The following is a 15,948-nucleotide window of genomic DNA, read 5'->3' as shown; positions in this document are numbered from 1 at the left end:
ATAGATACCGGCTTTACCGGTCAAGCTTATAGTGCGCTTTGTTGTTTAGCCATTTTTGCCTGAATGACATTCATTGTACAACATTTCTGCAGGTATTTTAATACTTCGACGCAAAAAAGCATTAAAACCTTCCGCCTTTATTGTTTTTCCAGCTGACTCTTCGATGGAAGGGTCTTTTTCTGTATGATAAATAGGAAGGGAGAAATGGCGATGATCATTTGGATAAACGGGGCATTCGGTTCCGGAAAAACACAAACAGCCTTCGAACTGCACAGAAGGCTGAACCCATCTTACGTGTATGATCCCGAGAAAATGGGTTTTGCGCTGCGCTCCATGGTGCCGCAGGAGATCGCAAAGGACGATTTTCAAAGCTATCCTTTATGGCGGGCGTTCAATTACAGTTTGCTAGCTTCTCTGACAGATACATACCGCGGCATCATTATTGTGCCTATGACGATTGTACATCCTGAATACTTCAATGAGATCATCGGCAGGCTCAGACATGAAGGCAGGATCGTTCACCACTTTACATTAATGGCTTCAAAGGAAACCTTGTTAAAAAGGCTGCGCACCAGAGCAGAAGGAAAAAACTCATGGGCCGCCAAACAAATTGACCGCTGCGTTGAAGGTTTATCATCACCCATTTTTGAGGACCACATTCAAACAGACAACCTGTCGATTCAGGATGTGGCAGAGAACATTGCCGCGAGAGCCGAACTCCCATTAGATCCTGATACGAGAGGCAGCCTCCGAAGGCTCGCCGACAGATTAATGGTAAAGCTGAATCATATCCGCATCAAATAAAGCTTCTGTACACAACAAAAGCCCGCTCCGAGAGCGGGCTTTCTTCAACTTATTTCCACCAGTCATCAAACATAGACGCCGGAACCTGGCGTTTATGTTCAGTCATGCTGTAGCGTTTTTCCAGCGCTTCTGATACTTTCGCTGATACTTCTTTTCCTTCGAGATAATCGTCAATCTCGTCGTAGGAAATGCCAAGCTCTGTTTCATCCGACTGCTGCGGTTTTTCGTCGAGCAGATCGGCAGTCGGCTCTTTTAAGTATAAGCGTTCCGGTGCACCCAGCTCTTTCAGCAGGGTTCTTCCCTGGCGCTTCGTCAAGCCTGTCAGCGGCAGGAGGTCTGCTCCGCCGTCACCGTACTTCGTAAAGAAACCAGTCACTGCTTCAGCAGCATGGTCTGTTCCTAACACAAGAAGGCCTTCCTGGCCGCCGATCGCGTATTGCGCGATCATTCTTGTTCTTGCTTTTACGTTTCCTTTATTAAAGTCAGTCAGCTGATCGCCTGTTTCCTGCTGATACTGATCAGAAAAAGCGCTGACTGTCGATTTAATATCAAACTTCCATGATTTATCCGGCTTAATAAACTTCAAAGCAAGCTGGGCATCGTCTTCATCCTGCTGTGTGCCATGCGGAAGACGGACCGCGATAAATTGAGCGTCTCCGCCCTCCTCGCGAATGCTCTCCACCGCAAGCTGAGCGAGTCTTCCCGCAAGTGTTGAATCCTGGCCTCCGCTGATTCCCAATACAAAGCCTTTAGCACCGGTTTTCTTTACATATTGTTTTAAAAAATTGACTCGGTCCTCAATTTCTTGCTTTGGATCAATTGAGGGCTTCACATGTAACTCACGCATAATCTTTTCCTGCATGCTCATCCCAATCATTCCTCCTGTACATTTTCCCTTGTTACTGATCATTTCCCCAAATCAATGAAAATGAATCATGACTGTTATGTATCCCTATTAAATATAGCACAGGTCTTCATTCACAGTGAACAAGAGAGATCAGCTGACTTCAACCCGTATGGATGTCACACTGTCGCCATTGCATTTCCCTTTTTCAATCGGGCAGGAAGAAAACGCGACAATTAAATCCATCTCCGCCCTGAGCCTTACATAATCTCCGGCATTCGAAAGCGGCGTTTCCACAGACAGATTCCCTTTCTCATCAAGGACAGTATTCATAAAAATCGCAAATGGGTAATGCATGTGAGGCTTCGGTACGCCAAACTGCTCAAGCGCACGGTTCATATTGTCATAGCACGTATCCTGAAACTCATCCTTTTGCTTCCCATATAAGAGCCTGTTCATATCAGGACGGCAGGCGGGCAGCAGCAGATCATGCTTGCCGACCGTATCTTCAATCAGGGTTAACATCGGCTTATACAGGTTGGAGTAGAGATGGTCGTTGACCTTCACATGAATGGAGTGATTGGCGTCTATCGTCGCTCCCTGATCAAGGTGTTCATAAAAATCCTTGGCATGGTATGCGACAAAATCAGCCACCTGCTGCCCTTCTACATCAACCACCTTTAAAATCTGCCCCTTTTTCAGCTTCAGCCCAAGCCCTTTTTTCGGCTCCACAATATATTGCTGTGTCATTGGTTTGCTCCTTTTTTCATTAGTATGAGCGTCCGCTTCCTTCTTCATGTAAAAAGAGGCAAAAATCCGATGTATATAAGCTTCGGACAGATCACAATCTAACCTTAGATAAAAGGGGTTGAATAAATAATGAGCCAAACAAAAAAAGACCAGCCAAAAGGGAATCTGGCTTGGTGGCAGCTGTCACTGATCGGAGTCGGCTGCACGATTGGAACAGGCTTCTTTCTCGGTTCCAGCATCGCTATTGTAAAAAGCGGTTTTTCCGTTCTCCTTTCATTTCTGATCGCAGGGATCGGTACGTATTTTGTCTTTGAACAGCTCGCCAAGCTGTCGGCGAAGCAGCCGGAGAAAGGTTCGTTTTGTGCGTATGCCCGAAAAGCATTCGGCAAATGGGCAGGCTTCAGCAACGGCTGGGTGTACTGGTCATCAGAAATGCTGATTACCGGAAGCCAGCTGACAGCCATTTCGCTATTTACGAAGCATTGGTTTCCTCAAGTGCCGCTATGGGTGTTTGCCTCAATCTACGCGGTACTGGGGCTCCTTATTATTTTCACCGGCCTGTCCGTCTTTGAAAAAACAGAAAACGTGCTGGCAGTCATTAAAACAGCTGCTATTTTTATGTTTATTGTCATTGCCATCCTGGCATTATGCGGTATCCTGTCCGGCGGAAATCATGGCATACATGTTCCAAATAAGACGAGAGAGCTTTTCCCATACGGCGTCATGGGGCTGTGGACAGGTTTAATCTACGCGTTTTACGCTTTTGGCGGAATTGAGGTCATGGGGTTGATGGCGGTTCACTTAAAAAAACCTGAGGAAGCGTCTAAATCAGGGAAACTGATGCTGGCGACGCTGGCGATTATTTATATCATTTCAATCGGGCTTGCTCTGCTTTTGGTTCCGTTACACGCGTTTACTGAACAGGACAGTCCGTTCATTACGTCATTAAAAGGATATAACCTTGAGATCATCCTTGATATATTTAATGGGATTTTCATCATCGCCGGGTTCTCGACCCTTGTCGCTTCGCTTTTTGCCGTTACGACATTGCTTTGTACAATGGCTGATGACGGCGACGCGCCGAAATGCTTTACTCTAAAGGAAGGCAAAAAAATATGCTGGCCGGCACTTGGGCTGACGTTTGCGGGGCTTGTTCTCTCCATTATTCTGTCGTTAGTGCTGCCTAAAAACATTTATGAGCATATGACAACAGCTGCGGGGCTTATGCTTTTATACACTTGGCTGTTTATCCTGTTCTCCAGCAAAAAGCTGACTGATCCCGAGGGCATGGGAAAAACGCAAATTTATTTAGCGATGGTTCTGATTGCTGCAGCTGTGTCCGGTACATTGTTTGAAAAATCAAGCCGGCCCGGTTTTTTCGTCAGCATAGGTTTTCTCGTGATCATCGCCATTGTAACCATGATCTATCAAAAAAAGCAGGGTCATAAAGATCGCCCTGCCAGCTCGTGATTTATTTCATTTTGTTGAACATATTCTTTAAATAAGAAAACGGGCACTTCGATACCTGTTTTTCGTCGTCACGGAGGAAATACTGCTTCCATTCACGATTATCCTTTCCTCCGTACCAGCCTAATTGCGGGTGAATTGGAGCCTGATCATAGGCCTCTAAACGAGATCGGATCAGCCTGCTCATGTTACGGCCAAATGCAGTTGATCCATTTAGGTCCTCAAACACCCACCTTGGCTGAAACGTTATCATAAAAAAAGGAAAGCTTCGGCTTTTTCTCGCCTCGTGCGCCGGTGTAGCGCAGAGAAGAAAGTACGGCTCGCCGTCAAAACAAAACTCCCATTTATAATGCTCGGGATCGGCCGGAATGTCTTCCGGCCATTCTTTTTCGTCTTGATGACTCAGTCTATTTAAAAAGCGCCAAAACAGCTCTTCATACGCTTCAATCGAATAGTGCTCAGCCAAATCTTCCGGCGTATCAAACAACACAACGAAGGATGCGTATTTTCCCGTGTCCCGCGATATCTTGCCGTACTCCGCAAGCAACGGAGCCAGGTCCTCCGCTGTACGGTTTTCCCGCGGATCTCCGGCAAAAGCAATCCGAAGCTGATCAGTCAGAAACGCCTGACGTCCGGGAATGCACGGAAACATATCCGCTTCGTCCCCCAGCGTTTCTGCCAGCAGCTCAAAAGCGATTCTTTGCCATTCCGGGAGCTCATCTTGACTACGTTCCAGAAAACTTTTGGTGTAAATCCCATTCACCATTGATCCACCTCCAGTATCATCTGGATACTATATTAAAACTGGAGGCGGAAGGTGACTGTCCTTCATGAATCAGCCCAATAACTGTTTGATGCCCTGATAACCAAAGTAAAAGCCAAACACAAGGAGGGATACACCGGCGATTCCGGTCAATCCTCTCAATAGCTTTTCATGAAGCAGGTTTCTGAACGTACTGGCTGTGATAGCCATGCAGAAATCCCAAATTAAAATGCCGATCATGATGCCGGAGCTATAGATTAGAAGCTGATTCATATTGTAGGCCTCTGCTGTTTTCGCAAGAATGCTTCCGTAAATTCCAAGCCAAAAAAGGATGCTCAATGGGTTTGACAATGAAATGAGAAAACCCGATGCGAATGTTTTCCTGTATGACGGTTTCCCCCGCGAGCTTCGCACATCCATCGGTTCTCTGACGTTTTTCAGCGTTTCAATTCCGGTATAGGTCAGGACAAAAAAGCCGAAGAGCCACAAAAACGTTTTCACAAATGGAGCAGTCAAGAACTGTGACAGCCCGAAATAGATAAAAAGCATGTACAGCCCATCCGCTGTCATGGCGCCTAAACCGAAAATCCATGCATGCCAAAAACCGTTTTTAATTCCTTTGTCTATTTGCGCCGCATTCACTGGCCCCACAGGCGCAGACAAGGACAGCCCCAGCACAATATAGCTCAAAAAAATGTTCACCGGCCCGTACTCCCTTCTCTTATGTAACTTGTACAATTTATTCGGGAACGGGCCAAGCTATGCACAAATTCACTTACTGTTTCAGACGTTCAAGCTCTTCCTCCATAATATCGGCGGCTTTGCCTACAAAACTGAAAATGAGTTCCAGCTCCTCTTCCGTATATTCGCGGCACAAATCCATCGTCGACTCAGACAGAGGACGGAACAAATCCTTTATATGTTTTTTCGAAGCAGTCAAAGGGACGATTACGACTCTCCTGCGATCGTTCGGGTCCTTTTCACGAGCCACATACCCCGCTTTTTCCAGCCGGTCAACAAGCGCCGTGACGGAACCCGTGCTGAGGCCGGTTTTTTTTCCCAGCTCTCCGGCCGTCATCGGCCCTGCTTCATTTAAAATGTCAGCTGATTTCAAATCGGTGGGAAACAGACCGAGAGCTTGAGCGGCTGCCTGATGAAACAGAACCGTTCTTGTGCCCAGTTTTCGAAAAAGCTGAACAGCAGTCTTTTCCAACTCACTTCTGGAATTTCTTGTTGACAACTGACAGTCCTCCCTATAAAATCGAGTTTATCTTGATAATCGAGATATTCAACGATCAAACTATTATCATGATATCAGAACTTACATAGAAAAGTAAGAGGAGGTAGAACAAATGGACACAACAATTGCAAAACAGGCTTCCACCAAATTTGTGGTCCTCGGTCTCCTGCTGGGCATCTTGATGTCTGCAATGGACAATACGATTGTTGCCACCGCGATGGGCAATATCGTAGCCGACCTTGGAAGCTTCGATAAATTTGCCTGGGTGACGGCATCCTATATGGTGGCGGTTATGGCTGGCATGCCGATTTACGGCAAGCTTTCCGATATGTACGGCCGAAAACGTTTTTTCCTGTTTGGACTTATTTTTTTCTTAATCGGCTCGGCTTTATGCGGAATAGCCCAGACGATGAATCAGCTGATCATCTTCCGGGCTATTCAAGGGATCGGGGGCGGCGCGCTCCTGCCGATTGCCTTTACCATTATCTTTGATTTGTTTCCGCCGGAAAAACGCGGAAAAATGTCCGGCATGTTCGGTGCTGTATTTGGATTATCCAGTGTTCTTGGTCCGCTCTTAGGCGCGATCATAACAGATTCGATCAGCTGGCACTGGGTGTTTTACATCAATGTGCCGATCGGCGCATTGTCATTGTTTTTCATTATTCGCTACTACAAAGAATCTTTGGAGCACAGAAAGCAGAAAATAGACTGGGGCGGCGCGATTACCTTAGTCGTATCCATTGTATGCCTGATGTTCGCCCTTGAGCTTGGCGGCAAAACATACGATTGGAACTCCATTCAGATCATTGGGCTGTTTATTGTATTCGCCGTTTTCTTCATTGCCTTTTTTATTGTGGAGAGAAAAGCAGAAGAGCCGATTATTTCTTTCTGGATGTTTAAGAACCGCTTGTTTGCCACAGCGCAGATTCTCGCTTTTCTGTATGGCGGAACATTTATTATTTTAGCGGTATTTATTCCGATTTTCGTTCAGGCGGTCTACGGCAGCTCGGCGACAAGCGCGGGCTTCATTCTGACGCCGATGATGATTGGATCAGTCATCGGAAGCATGATCGGCGGAATCTTCCAAACGAAGGCAAGCTTCCGCAATTTGATGCTGATATCTGTTATAGCTTTCTTTATCGGCATGCTGCTTCTTTCCAATATGACGCCTGACACAGCACGGGTATGGCTGACAGTCTTTATGATGATTTCAGGCTTTGGTGTAGGCTTTAACTTCTCCCTGCTGCCGGCGGCATCGATGAATGATCTTGAACCTCGCTTTCGGGGAACGGCAAACTCTACAAATTCCTTTTTGCGATCATTTGGCATGACCTTAGGCGTCACCATTTTCGGAACGGTGCAAACAAACGTATTCACGAACAAGCTGACCGACTCCTTCAGCGGTATGAAAGGCTCAGCGGGATCAGGCGCTGCGCAAAATATTGGCGACCCGCAGGAGATATTCCAAGCGGGAACACGTTCCCAGATTCCTGATGCGATCCTGAATCGCATTATTGACGCGATGTCATCAAGTATTACGTATGTCTTTTTGCTCGCTTTGATTCCAATTGTCCTCGCGGCGGTTACCATTTTGTTTATGGGAAAAGCCAGAGTGAAAACAACAGCCGAAATGACAAAGAAAGCAAATTAACATAAAAAAAGCAGTACATGCTGAGCATGTACTGCTTTTTTCTATTACACTCCTAATCTTGCAAGAATAAACGTCCATATACAAATGATCAATAACAGAATCAGGCTATACGCCACTGTCCTTTTAAACAGTTTAGATTCCTTGCCTGTTTGGCCGACCGCTGCGGCAGCGATGGCGATAGATTGAGGAGAAACAAGTTTCGCCATGACACCGCCCGCCGTATTTGCGCCTAACAGCAAGTCTGAACCCGCACCGATCTGCGCTCCGGTGACAACCTGCAAATGGCCAAACAAAGCGTTATTGCTGACAACAGAACCTGTGATAAACACGCCAATCCAGCCGAGAACAGGACTGACAAACGGGAACAGGTCTCCTGTTTTCGCCAATGCTAACCCAATTGAAGAGCTGAGCCCTGCGAAGTTGGCCAGATTGGCAAAACCCATCACGAAGCAGATCGTCATAATCGGCACCCACAGCTCTTTTCCTGTCTCCTTCAGGGAAGCAAAGGCATCCCGGGAGGAGAACTTTTTGCTGAACAGCCCTGTCACGATGACCGCCGCTAAAATCGCTGTACCAGTCGCTGACAGCAGATCAACTTTAAAGACTGCATCTAACGGCATGGCAGATGGCGCGATCGGCGGCATTTTCATAATTTGCTGATGCAGAAAAGGCATTTTGAACAGGAGCGTTGATTGATATAACAGTCCGCCTTCTTGGAAAAGCGCTTTGAAGGCAGGAAGGCTCCAGATGGTGATCGCCGCAGTTAAAATGTAGAAAGGAGACCACGCTTTCGCAATATCAGCGGCACGGTATGCCTTTTTCTCACCAGCATCGCCGGCCTCTTCCTCGCGGTAAATCTCTTTCGGCTGCCATTTGCGGAGGAAGAGGGCAAGCCCGCCCATGCTGAATAAGGCCGCCAAAATGTTTGCTAATTCCGGCCCGAGCACCGCCATTGTCAGTGTCTGAACCGCTGTATACCCACCGCTCACAACCAGAAGAGCGGGCCATGTCTGTTTGATTCCTTTCATTCGGTCTAATAAGAATACAAGCAGGAATGGTATTAAAAATGAGATCATCGGCAGTGTCCACATTAATGTCCGTGACAACTCAAGAGCAGACAAATCACCAATCTGCGCCCCTGTGATGACAGGAATCCCGATCGCCCCAAAGGCTCCGGAGGCGGCGTTTGCAATCAAGCAGAGCGCCGCCGCTTTTAACGGTTTAAAACCAAGTTCGACGAGCAGCGCCGCACTAATCGCAATCGGAACACCAAAACCGGCCGCGCCTTCTAAAAACGCGTTAAAACAAAAACCAATTAATAATAGCTGTAATCGTTGGTCAGGCGAAATGCCGGCAATGCTGGACCGAATAATGGTAAATTTCCCGGTTTTCACTGCGATTTTATACAGCCACACCGCCATCAGGACGATGTAGCCAATGGGCCACAGCCCGCTCCCGATTCCTAACAAAACAGAAGAAATCGCTTTTTCAACCGGCATATGAAATGCCAAAACGGAGACGAAGAAACTGACGGCTAGGGTAAGAAATGCCGCAAGAATTCCTTTCATTTTCAAAACAGTTAAAGCCAAAAGAAAAAAGAGAATCGGAGTGAGCGCCACAAGTGCGCTCACATACTCGTTTCCAAACGGATCATACAACTGCTCCCACATTGACAATCAGCCCTTTACTCTAAAGTTGCGGTTAGTTGACTTTTTGTTCTGCAAAATGAGGTTTTAAAATGTTTTTAAGGACACCGGCGCTGTGAAGGAACTGTTCTTTTTCTTTCTCATTTAAGTTCAGCTCAGTGATACCTGCGATCCCTCCGCGGTTCACGACAGCCGGCACACCGATGTACACGTCATCTGCACCGTATTGCCCGTCCAAATATGTGCTGACAGTTAATATGCTGTTTTCATTATGAAGAATGGCTTTTGTAATGCGAGCAAGACTCATCGCAACTCCATAATAAGTCGCGCCTTTTTTCTCAATGATATGGTAAGCTGCGTTTTTCACATCATCTACAATTTGGTCCAGCTCCTCTTGTTTGTACGCATCGTTTTTCTCAACGAGTTCACTGACCGGCACACCGCCGACATTCGCGCGGCTCCAAACAGGAAGCTCTGTGTCGCCGTGCTCTCCGATAATATGCGCGTGCACGTTTTGAGGCGCTGCGCCAAAGTATTCGCTCAGCATGAAACGGAATCTCGCAGAATCAAGTGTTGTGCCGCTTCCAATCACCCGCTCTTTTGGCAGGCCGCTGAATTTCCATGTTGCGTAAGTCAGGATATCAACCGGATTTGTCGCGATTAAGAAAATGCCGTCAAATCCGCTCGCCATGACCTCACTGACGATGCCTTTGAAAATCTTCAAGTTCTTTTCTACTAATTCAAGGCGTGTCTCACCAGGTTTTTGGTTTGCTCCGGCGCAAATGCAGACAATATCAGCATCCTTGCAGTCTTCATATGTTCCGTAAGATGTTTTGACCGGTTGTGGCGCAAACGCCTTTCCGTGGTTTAAATCCATCACATCGCCCATTGCTTTTTCTTTATTTACATCAATGACCACAAGCTCATCTGTGATCCCTTGGTTAATTAACGCAAATGCATAACTGCTTCCAACAAAACCCGCTCCGATTAAAGCTACTTTATTTACATGTTTGTTCATCATTAATCATCCTTCCAGGGTATGTTTCTCTTTGATGTCTTTTTGTTTGTGAAGTATTTCACATTTATATTGTGCAACACTTCACAAACTTTTGCAAGAGAAAAGTTTTGTCTGATTTATGAACAAAAAAGAAACCATCATTGATGGTTTCTTTCGGTAAGTCCCGTCTAGCATTGCCCTCAATGAGGAAGAGAACCGCTTAAGCCCGAGTCATTATATAAACCATTTTGCACATAATCAAAGCCAGGCTGATTCTGACCGGGCACTTGGGCGCTGCCATTATTAAAAATCACTTTGGCGTTGGTTGTATCCGTGTCCACGGGCAGCGTCAGCGTGTAAATTCCATCTGCATTTTTAGTCATTGGTTTTCCAGGCCAAGATCCGGTCAATTCAATTGCCCGGCCCCCATCATGTTTATAGATATAAGCATTTACTTGGCTCCAATGATTCGGATTTTGATAGCCGATGGTTTTGGCCGAAGCTGGATCTCTTTTAACAAAGCTGTATTCCTCGGTCTTCGTTACCCCATCACTGTTCGTTCCTTTTAACATGATGGTGTATGTTTTGCCAAATGGATCTCCTTTTCCGATTGTGAATTGATCTCCATCCTTAAACGCTGTCTCTGGTCCATTATTGATTTGATAAACGGCTTTTGTTGTATTTGCATCTGCACGCAAGGTAATCGTCAGTTGATCATTGAAAGAATGTGTTACACCTGTTTTGTAATTCTCAAGGAAAACATGAGGCGCTTTTGCAATATCATCAGGATAAAGCACAGCCACAGATCTGGCATTGATCGTGCCTGTCAGTTTACCATCGTTCACTTGAAATGAACCCGCCCCAGCTTTATTATCATACCTGCCATTAGGCAATTTTGTTGGCGTATTGATAGAAACAGAGGAAGAACCTGTATTTGCCAGCACAACGCCATGTGAGCCGCGCTGATTCATAAATATCTGGTTGTTTCCATTCGGGTTCGAGAGTTCCTCAGGCTGTCCAGCCATCACATTGTGAAATCTATTGACCGCAGTGATAGCCTGATCTTCAAATAAAGCACTCCCGCGATCGCCTATTTGGCTTTTCCCCGGGAATCTCACACCATTTCCGCCTCCCTCAGGTCTAGAAAAGAAAAGAGGCGTACTGCCTGAACGAGAAGCTATCACCGCCCAGCCTAAACGGATATCATCATCGCTCATCCATGTCGACTCTTCATCATCATTGGCATACGTATCATGCGACTCTACCCATGTCACTAGCTTGTCCGCAGACACATCTGATGCATAGTGGGAGATATTCGACACGCCCAGATTACGATTCTTTAAAGCGGACCTTATGGAATGCCCATAGTTAGACGCTGTCACATTCATATAATTCGCATAGGCAGCATCTCTTGAGGCACTATCCTGCAGGATTTCTCCGTATTGGAACTCTGCAGATGTATTTGTGATATTCGGCCAAAATTGACTGCCGTAACTCCCATCATCCGGAAGCTCTATATGTTTGGCGGCATCAAATCGAAAACCGTCTGCCCCGTCATTCAATGCTCTTTCTAAGAAACGTTTCAAATAGGACTGTACTTGTGTATTTTGTGTATTCCAGTCATACAGCCCGAGCAATGAATTCTGCGTGACATCCCATCGATCAGACCAGTTTTTAATTTGTGTGTTTCCATGTGTCCAGTTTGGAATACTCTTAATCTCATTGGAAATCACGGCATAGTCACTAGTGGTATGATTGATGACCGCGTCAACAATGACCTTTATGCCATATTCTTCAGCGGCTGCACACATTTCTTTAAATTCTTGTTCAGTTCCTAAGTAACGGTTGCCAATTTGGTACGATGTCGGCTGATAGAGCCAGTACCAGTTCGACATGCTTTTATTTCCTTGGTTCCCTTCCTTTACTTGGTTAATCGGAGACGTCTGAATGGCTGTATATCCTGCATCATGAATATCCTTCATATTGTGTTTTAACGTATTAAACGACCAATTCCAAGCATGAAGAATGGTTCCGCTTTTGATCGATGGCGCTGTAAGCTCATTTGATTTGTTAGCCGTTTCAGCATTCGCAGCCGTTGGTCCTGCCAGAACCAAATGAAACAGCAATAAAAATCCAGCGAATAACGGCAGTAAAGAGGTTTTGAATCGTTTTGCAAACATTCTTGACACTCCTTATTTGATTTTTGAAGACTTACTTCGGAGTCAAAAATCCCTCTTACTTCATTCTTCCGCTTCCTCCTTTCAAACTGATGTGAAGACTGGAGAATTTTGTTAACGCTTACATTTTAAATTATCACAATCACTCTATCAAAACAACTTGGCAGAATACAAATCAATGTTCCTATAAAAAAAGCGGCCCGAAACTGTGAACGCTTCCCTCGCTTTCCAAACAAAAAAAGAAACCATCTATTTTTCAAGATGATTTCTTTTTTATTTCTTCTTTTACCGCTCTTCTGTAAGCCAGCTTCACAATCACATACCGAAGCAGAAACAGAACGCCGCCGCAGACGATAAAAAGAAGAATCATTTTCAGCCAAGCGAAGAATGTATGGGGAATCCCCCTGTCGTACATCGTAAGCACCACTACCGCAAAGGCGACCGCAATTGATTCTATTCGCTGCTGCTTCACCCGTTTTTGCAGTTCTTCTTTGGTGTCTATTCTCGGCATGAGCATTCCGGATGCCGCAGCCCTGATGCAGTAATATAAGATAATGATGAACAAAAACACAAGGCTTGCAGCCCATTCTTTAAACGGAAATTCAAACATAATGCCGCGGATGATCACATCAAGCAGCGCAAATGCTCCCGCTATCATCCCAATCTCCGACCAGATTTTTTGTTCTTTTTCTTTTACTCTCTTATTTTTCCCATTCACGCCTGAAAGTCTATTACGCAGATTATTCATGACCTTCCTCCCGCACTTTTACGAATGGCTTATGGCTTACATGTTACAATAACAGCCTGCGCTTCTGCAATGAATAACTCAAAAGCCCGCCGTACAAGCCGGCGGGCAGCAATCGTTAAAACGGCCCCCAATTGATCATGACGCCGATCACGATAAAGACAAGCCCGATCAAGAACCAAATCAGAGCAAGCGGCACCATAAACCGCAGCCACTTGACATACGGAATACCGCTGGCGGCAAGCACTGCCATGAGAACGCCGGATGTCGGGTTCACACAGTTGACGACCCCTTCTCCAAGCATAACTGCCTCCACTGCAACCTGTCTCGTGATTCCCATCAAATCAGCGAGCGGCGCCAGGATTGGAATAAATACAACGGCTTCGCCAGACCCTGAAGAGATGAGAAAATGAAGCAGCGCACTAGCGATATACATGCCGATTGCCCCGGCAATCGGGCTGAATCCGTCCAAAAGTGAAGCCAAAGCATTGACGACAGTATCGAGGAGCTTTCCATTTTCAAGGATAACGGAAATGCTTCGTGCCATCCCGACAATCAGCGCCCCGTATACAAGGCTTTGGCAGCCCGTAATGAAGGTTTTGGCAATATCGTTCGCCGCAAGCCCGCCTATTAAACCGGCAAGGACAGAAATAAAAATAAATGTCGCAGCCATTTGGGAATCTGACCAGCCAAGCTTCAAAGCGCCGTATAAAAATCCGACAAGTGAGAGTCCCGCCACAGCCAAAATCAGCTTATGGCGAACGGTAAACGGCACTGACTGATCTTCTTCTTTACCGGCTTCGCCCATTCCTGCCGCAGGGAACCAATCTGTTCCTAACACGCTGGCATCTTTTGATTTTTTTAATTTTCTCGTATACAAATAGATATAAATAATAGAAGACAGCAAAAAGCATATGTATATCACAACTCGCAGGCCGATTCCAGAAAAAAGAGGGAGCTCCGCGATTGATTGTGATAAACCGAGCGGTGACGGTGATAATATGGTGGAGTTAAATCCAGCGTAGCAGCCGATGTAAATAACAGCGGCTCCCGCGACTGCGTCCCATTTTAAGGATCGTGCCACAATGAGGCCTATGGGGATAAAACCGATAACTGAATTCACGACAATCCCGGTTGTTCCGAGAATGGAGAACAATGCGCCGACAATACAAATAAATAATAATTGCTTTGTGCGGAATTTGCTGATGACATTGTAAATCAGGCCATTGATGGCACCCGTTTTTTCTAGAATAGCAATGGTGCCGCCTGTGAATAAAATCAGAAAGATGATGGGTGCTGATCCAACCATTCCATCCTGTAGAGAAGTAAAAAAGCTGATCAAGCTGACCGGAGACTGTTCAATTGAATGATAGCTTCCTGGAACAGCGGTCGTGACATCCCCCTTCGTCACGCGGTCAAATTCACCTGCCGGCACAATATATGAAGCGATTGCGCAAATGAAAGCAATCATAAATAAGAGGACATAGGCGTCAGGCATTTTAAATGTCATACGTTTTTTCTTAGGCTGTGTTTCGGCTGCTGGCATACTCATATTTCGATCCATCCCCTCTGTTTGAAAATATTAATTATTCTGAAAAGTAGCAATATGTGCTATATTATATACAGCCTATCTTCCTGTTTCAATATAAATAAAGTAAAGAAGGTAAAAATTCATTCTGATAGAAGGAGGTATTTCTTACCATGCAAAAGCTTTCAGAAGACATGAAACAAACCATTATGGATATCTTCGAGCATCTGCACGCGAACCCTGAAGTCAGCTGGAAGGAATATGAAACAACTTCATTTTTGAAACAAAAGCTTGAGGATTTAGGGTGCCGGACGCGCACGTTTTCAGACTGCACCGGGGTTGTCGGCGAAATCGGCCCAGGCTCACCTGTTGTAGCGGTACGCGCTGATATTGACGCGCTGTGGCAGGAGGTTAACGGCACATTTCGCGCCAACCATTCCTGCGGACACGATTCACATATGACAATGGCATTGGGCACGTTAATGCTGCTCAAAAAACAACCTGAGCTTTCGAAGGGCACAATCCGTTTTATCTTTCAGCCGGCAGAAGAAAAAGGCGGCGGCGCCTTGAAAATGATAGAAGAAGGCGTGCTTGATGATGTCGACTATTTGTACGGCGTTCACGTCCGTCCGATTCAGGAAACACAGAACGGCCGCTGCGCTCCGTCTATTCTGCACGGATCAAGCCAGCACATTGAGGGAACGATCATCGGGGAAGAGGCTCATGGCGCCCGTCCGCACCTCGGGAAAAACAGCATTGAAATTGCGGCATTTCTTGTACATAAGCTCGGACTCATTCATATTGACCCGCAAATCCCGCATACCGTCAAAATGACAAAACTTCAAGCCGGCGGTGAAAGCTCTAACATCATTCCAGGAAAAGCATCGTTCAGCCTTGATTTGCGCGCACAGACCAATGAAGCCATGGAGGCGTTAATCGCCGAAACAGAAAGAGCCTGTGAAGCGGCCGCCGCTGCATTCGGCGCAAAAATCGAGCTGCAAAAAGAACACAGCCTTCCTGCAGCAACACAAAACAAAGAAGCTGAAGCGATCATGGCAGAAGCCATTACAGATATCATCGGGGCTGAGGGGCTTGATGACCCGCTTGTCACCACCGGCGGCGAGGATTTTCATTTTTACGCCGTGAAGGTGCCGAATCTGAAAACAACGATGCTCGGACTAGGCTGCGGGCTCCAGCCGGGGCTCCATCATCCGCACATGACCTTTGACAGAAATGCGATGTTCAACGGCATTCACATTTTAGCGAATGCCGTATTAAAAACTTTTCAAAAGGCTGATTCACCCGCTGCCGCTTACGTAAAATAACGCAAAAAAAG

Annotated in this window: 13 protein-coding genes and 1 pseudogene; 4 read left to right on the top strand and 10 right to left on the bottom strand. The window is 46.1% G+C overall.

Features of this window, described 5'->3' with window-relative positions; all coding sequences use genetic code 11:
- The first annotated feature begins 210 nt into the window (after positions 1-210).
- Positions 211-804, top strand: coding sequence for a tunicamycin resistance ATP-binding TmrB (gene tmrB, locus NYE49_RS01765; RefSeq protein WP_047183529.1), 594 nt, complete (start codon positions 211-213; stop codon positions 802-804).
- A gap of 49 nt (positions 805-853) precedes the next feature.
- Here tmrB and nadE read toward each other — a convergent pair whose 3' ends face one another.
- Both nadE and NYE49_RS01755 read right to left on the bottom strand, forming a co-directional pair.
- On the bottom strand, positions 854-1,672 hold the full coding sequence (gene nadE, locus NYE49_RS01760; protein WP_003246440.1) for an ammonia-dependent NAD(+) synthetase: 819 nt from the start codon (positions 1,670-1,672) through the stop codon (positions 854-856).
- Positions 1,673-1,801: 129 nt separating this feature from the next.
- A complete protein-coding gene (locus NYE49_RS01755) occupies positions 1,802-2,398 on the bottom strand; it encodes a DUF1989 domain-containing protein (RefSeq protein WP_003246345.1) in 597 nt (198 codons plus the stop codon).
- Positions 2,399-2,527: 129 nt separating this feature from the next.
- Here NYE49_RS01755 and NYE49_RS01750 point away from each other — a divergent pair, with 129 nt between their 5' ends.
- Positions 2,528-3,868, top strand: a complete 1,341-nt coding sequence (locus NYE49_RS01750) for an amino acid permease (protein ID WP_015382705.1) — start codon at positions 2,528-2,530, stop codon at positions 3,866-3,868.
- 1 nt (position 3,869) lies between these two features.
- Here the strand turns inward: NYE49_RS01750 and NYE49_RS01745 are convergent, their stop codons facing one another.
- The 3 genes from NYE49_RS01745 to NYE49_RS01735 all read right to left on the bottom strand — a co-directional run bounded on the left by NYE49_RS01745 (position 3,870) and on the right by NYE49_RS01735 (position 5,868).
- A complete protein-coding gene (locus NYE49_RS01745; RefSeq protein ID WP_015382704.1) occupies positions 3,870-4,631 on the bottom strand; it encodes a YqcI/YcgG family protein in 762 nt (253 codons plus the stop codon).
- A gap of 69 nt (positions 4,632-4,700) precedes the next feature.
- The gene (locus NYE49_RS01740; protein ID WP_003246469.1) at positions 4,701-5,330 is read right to left on the bottom strand and encodes a LysE family translocator; all 630 of its coding nucleotides are present in this window, start codon (positions 5,328-5,330) and stop codon (positions 4,701-4,703) included.
- 73 nt (positions 5,331-5,403) lie between these two features.
- Positions 5,404-5,868: a MarR family transcriptional regulator gene (locus tag NYE49_RS01735; protein WP_003246360.1), complete on the bottom strand. Its 465-nt coding sequence runs from the start codon at positions 5,866-5,868 to the stop codon at positions 5,404-5,406.
- Positions 5,869-5,980: 112 nt separating this feature from the next.
- Between NYE49_RS01735 and bmr3 the strand changes: the two genes are divergently transcribed.
- Positions 5,981-7,519: a multidrug efflux MFS transporter Bmr3 gene (bmr3, locus tag NYE49_RS01730; RefSeq protein WP_047182049.1), complete on the top strand. Its 1,539-nt coding sequence runs from the start codon at positions 5,981-5,983 to the stop codon at positions 7,517-7,519.
- Between the two features lie 44 nt (positions 7,520-7,563).
- Here bmr3 and NYE49_RS01725 read toward each other — a convergent pair whose 3' ends face one another.
- The 5 genes and pseudogenes from NYE49_RS01725 to NYE49_RS01705 form a co-directional block, all read right to left on the bottom strand.
- A complete protein-coding gene (locus tag NYE49_RS01725) occupies positions 7,564-9,189 on the bottom strand; it encodes an L-lactate permease (protein WP_047182047.1) in 1,626 nt (541 codons plus the stop codon).
- Positions 9,190-9,220: 31 nt separating this feature from the next.
- On the bottom strand, positions 9,221-10,186 hold the full coding sequence (locus NYE49_RS01720) for an L-lactate dehydrogenase (RefSeq protein ID WP_047182046.1): 966 nt from the start codon (positions 10,184-10,186) through the stop codon (positions 9,221-9,223).
- 176 nt (positions 10,187-10,362) lie between these two features.
- Positions 10,363-12,342 carry an alpha-amylase gene (gene amyE, locus NYE49_RS01715; protein ID WP_047182045.1) on the bottom strand — a complete coding sequence of 660 codons (1,980 nt, stop codon included), beginning with the start codon at positions 12,340-12,342 and terminating at the stop codon, positions 10,363-10,365.
- A gap of 125 nt (positions 12,343-12,467) precedes the next feature.
- A pseudogene (locus NYE49_RS01710) lies at positions 12,468-13,087 on the bottom strand (DUF6773 family protein).
- A gap of 115 nt (positions 13,088-13,202) precedes the next feature.
- Positions 13,203-14,636 carry a YfcC family protein gene (locus tag NYE49_RS01705; RefSeq protein WP_003246402.1) on the bottom strand — a complete coding sequence of 478 codons (1,434 nt, stop codon included), beginning with the start codon at positions 14,634-14,636 and terminating at the stop codon, positions 13,203-13,205.
- A gap of 149 nt (positions 14,637-14,785) precedes the next feature.
- Here NYE49_RS01705 and NYE49_RS01700 point away from each other — a divergent pair, with 149 nt between their 5' ends.
- Positions 14,786-15,937, top strand: coding sequence for a M20 peptidase aminoacylase family protein (locus tag NYE49_RS01700; protein WP_047182044.1), 1,152 nt, complete (start codon positions 14,786-14,788; stop codon positions 15,935-15,937).
- Positions 15,938-15,948 lie beyond the last annotated feature (11 nt).

Origin of the sequence: Bacillus sp. FSL L8-0358 (assembly GCF_038593095.1) — a bacterium.
Classification (GTDB): Bacteria; Bacillota; Bacilli; order Bacillales; family Bacillaceae; genus Bacillus; species Bacillus subtilis.
This window is presented reverse-complemented; position numbering and strand designations above follow the sequence as displayed.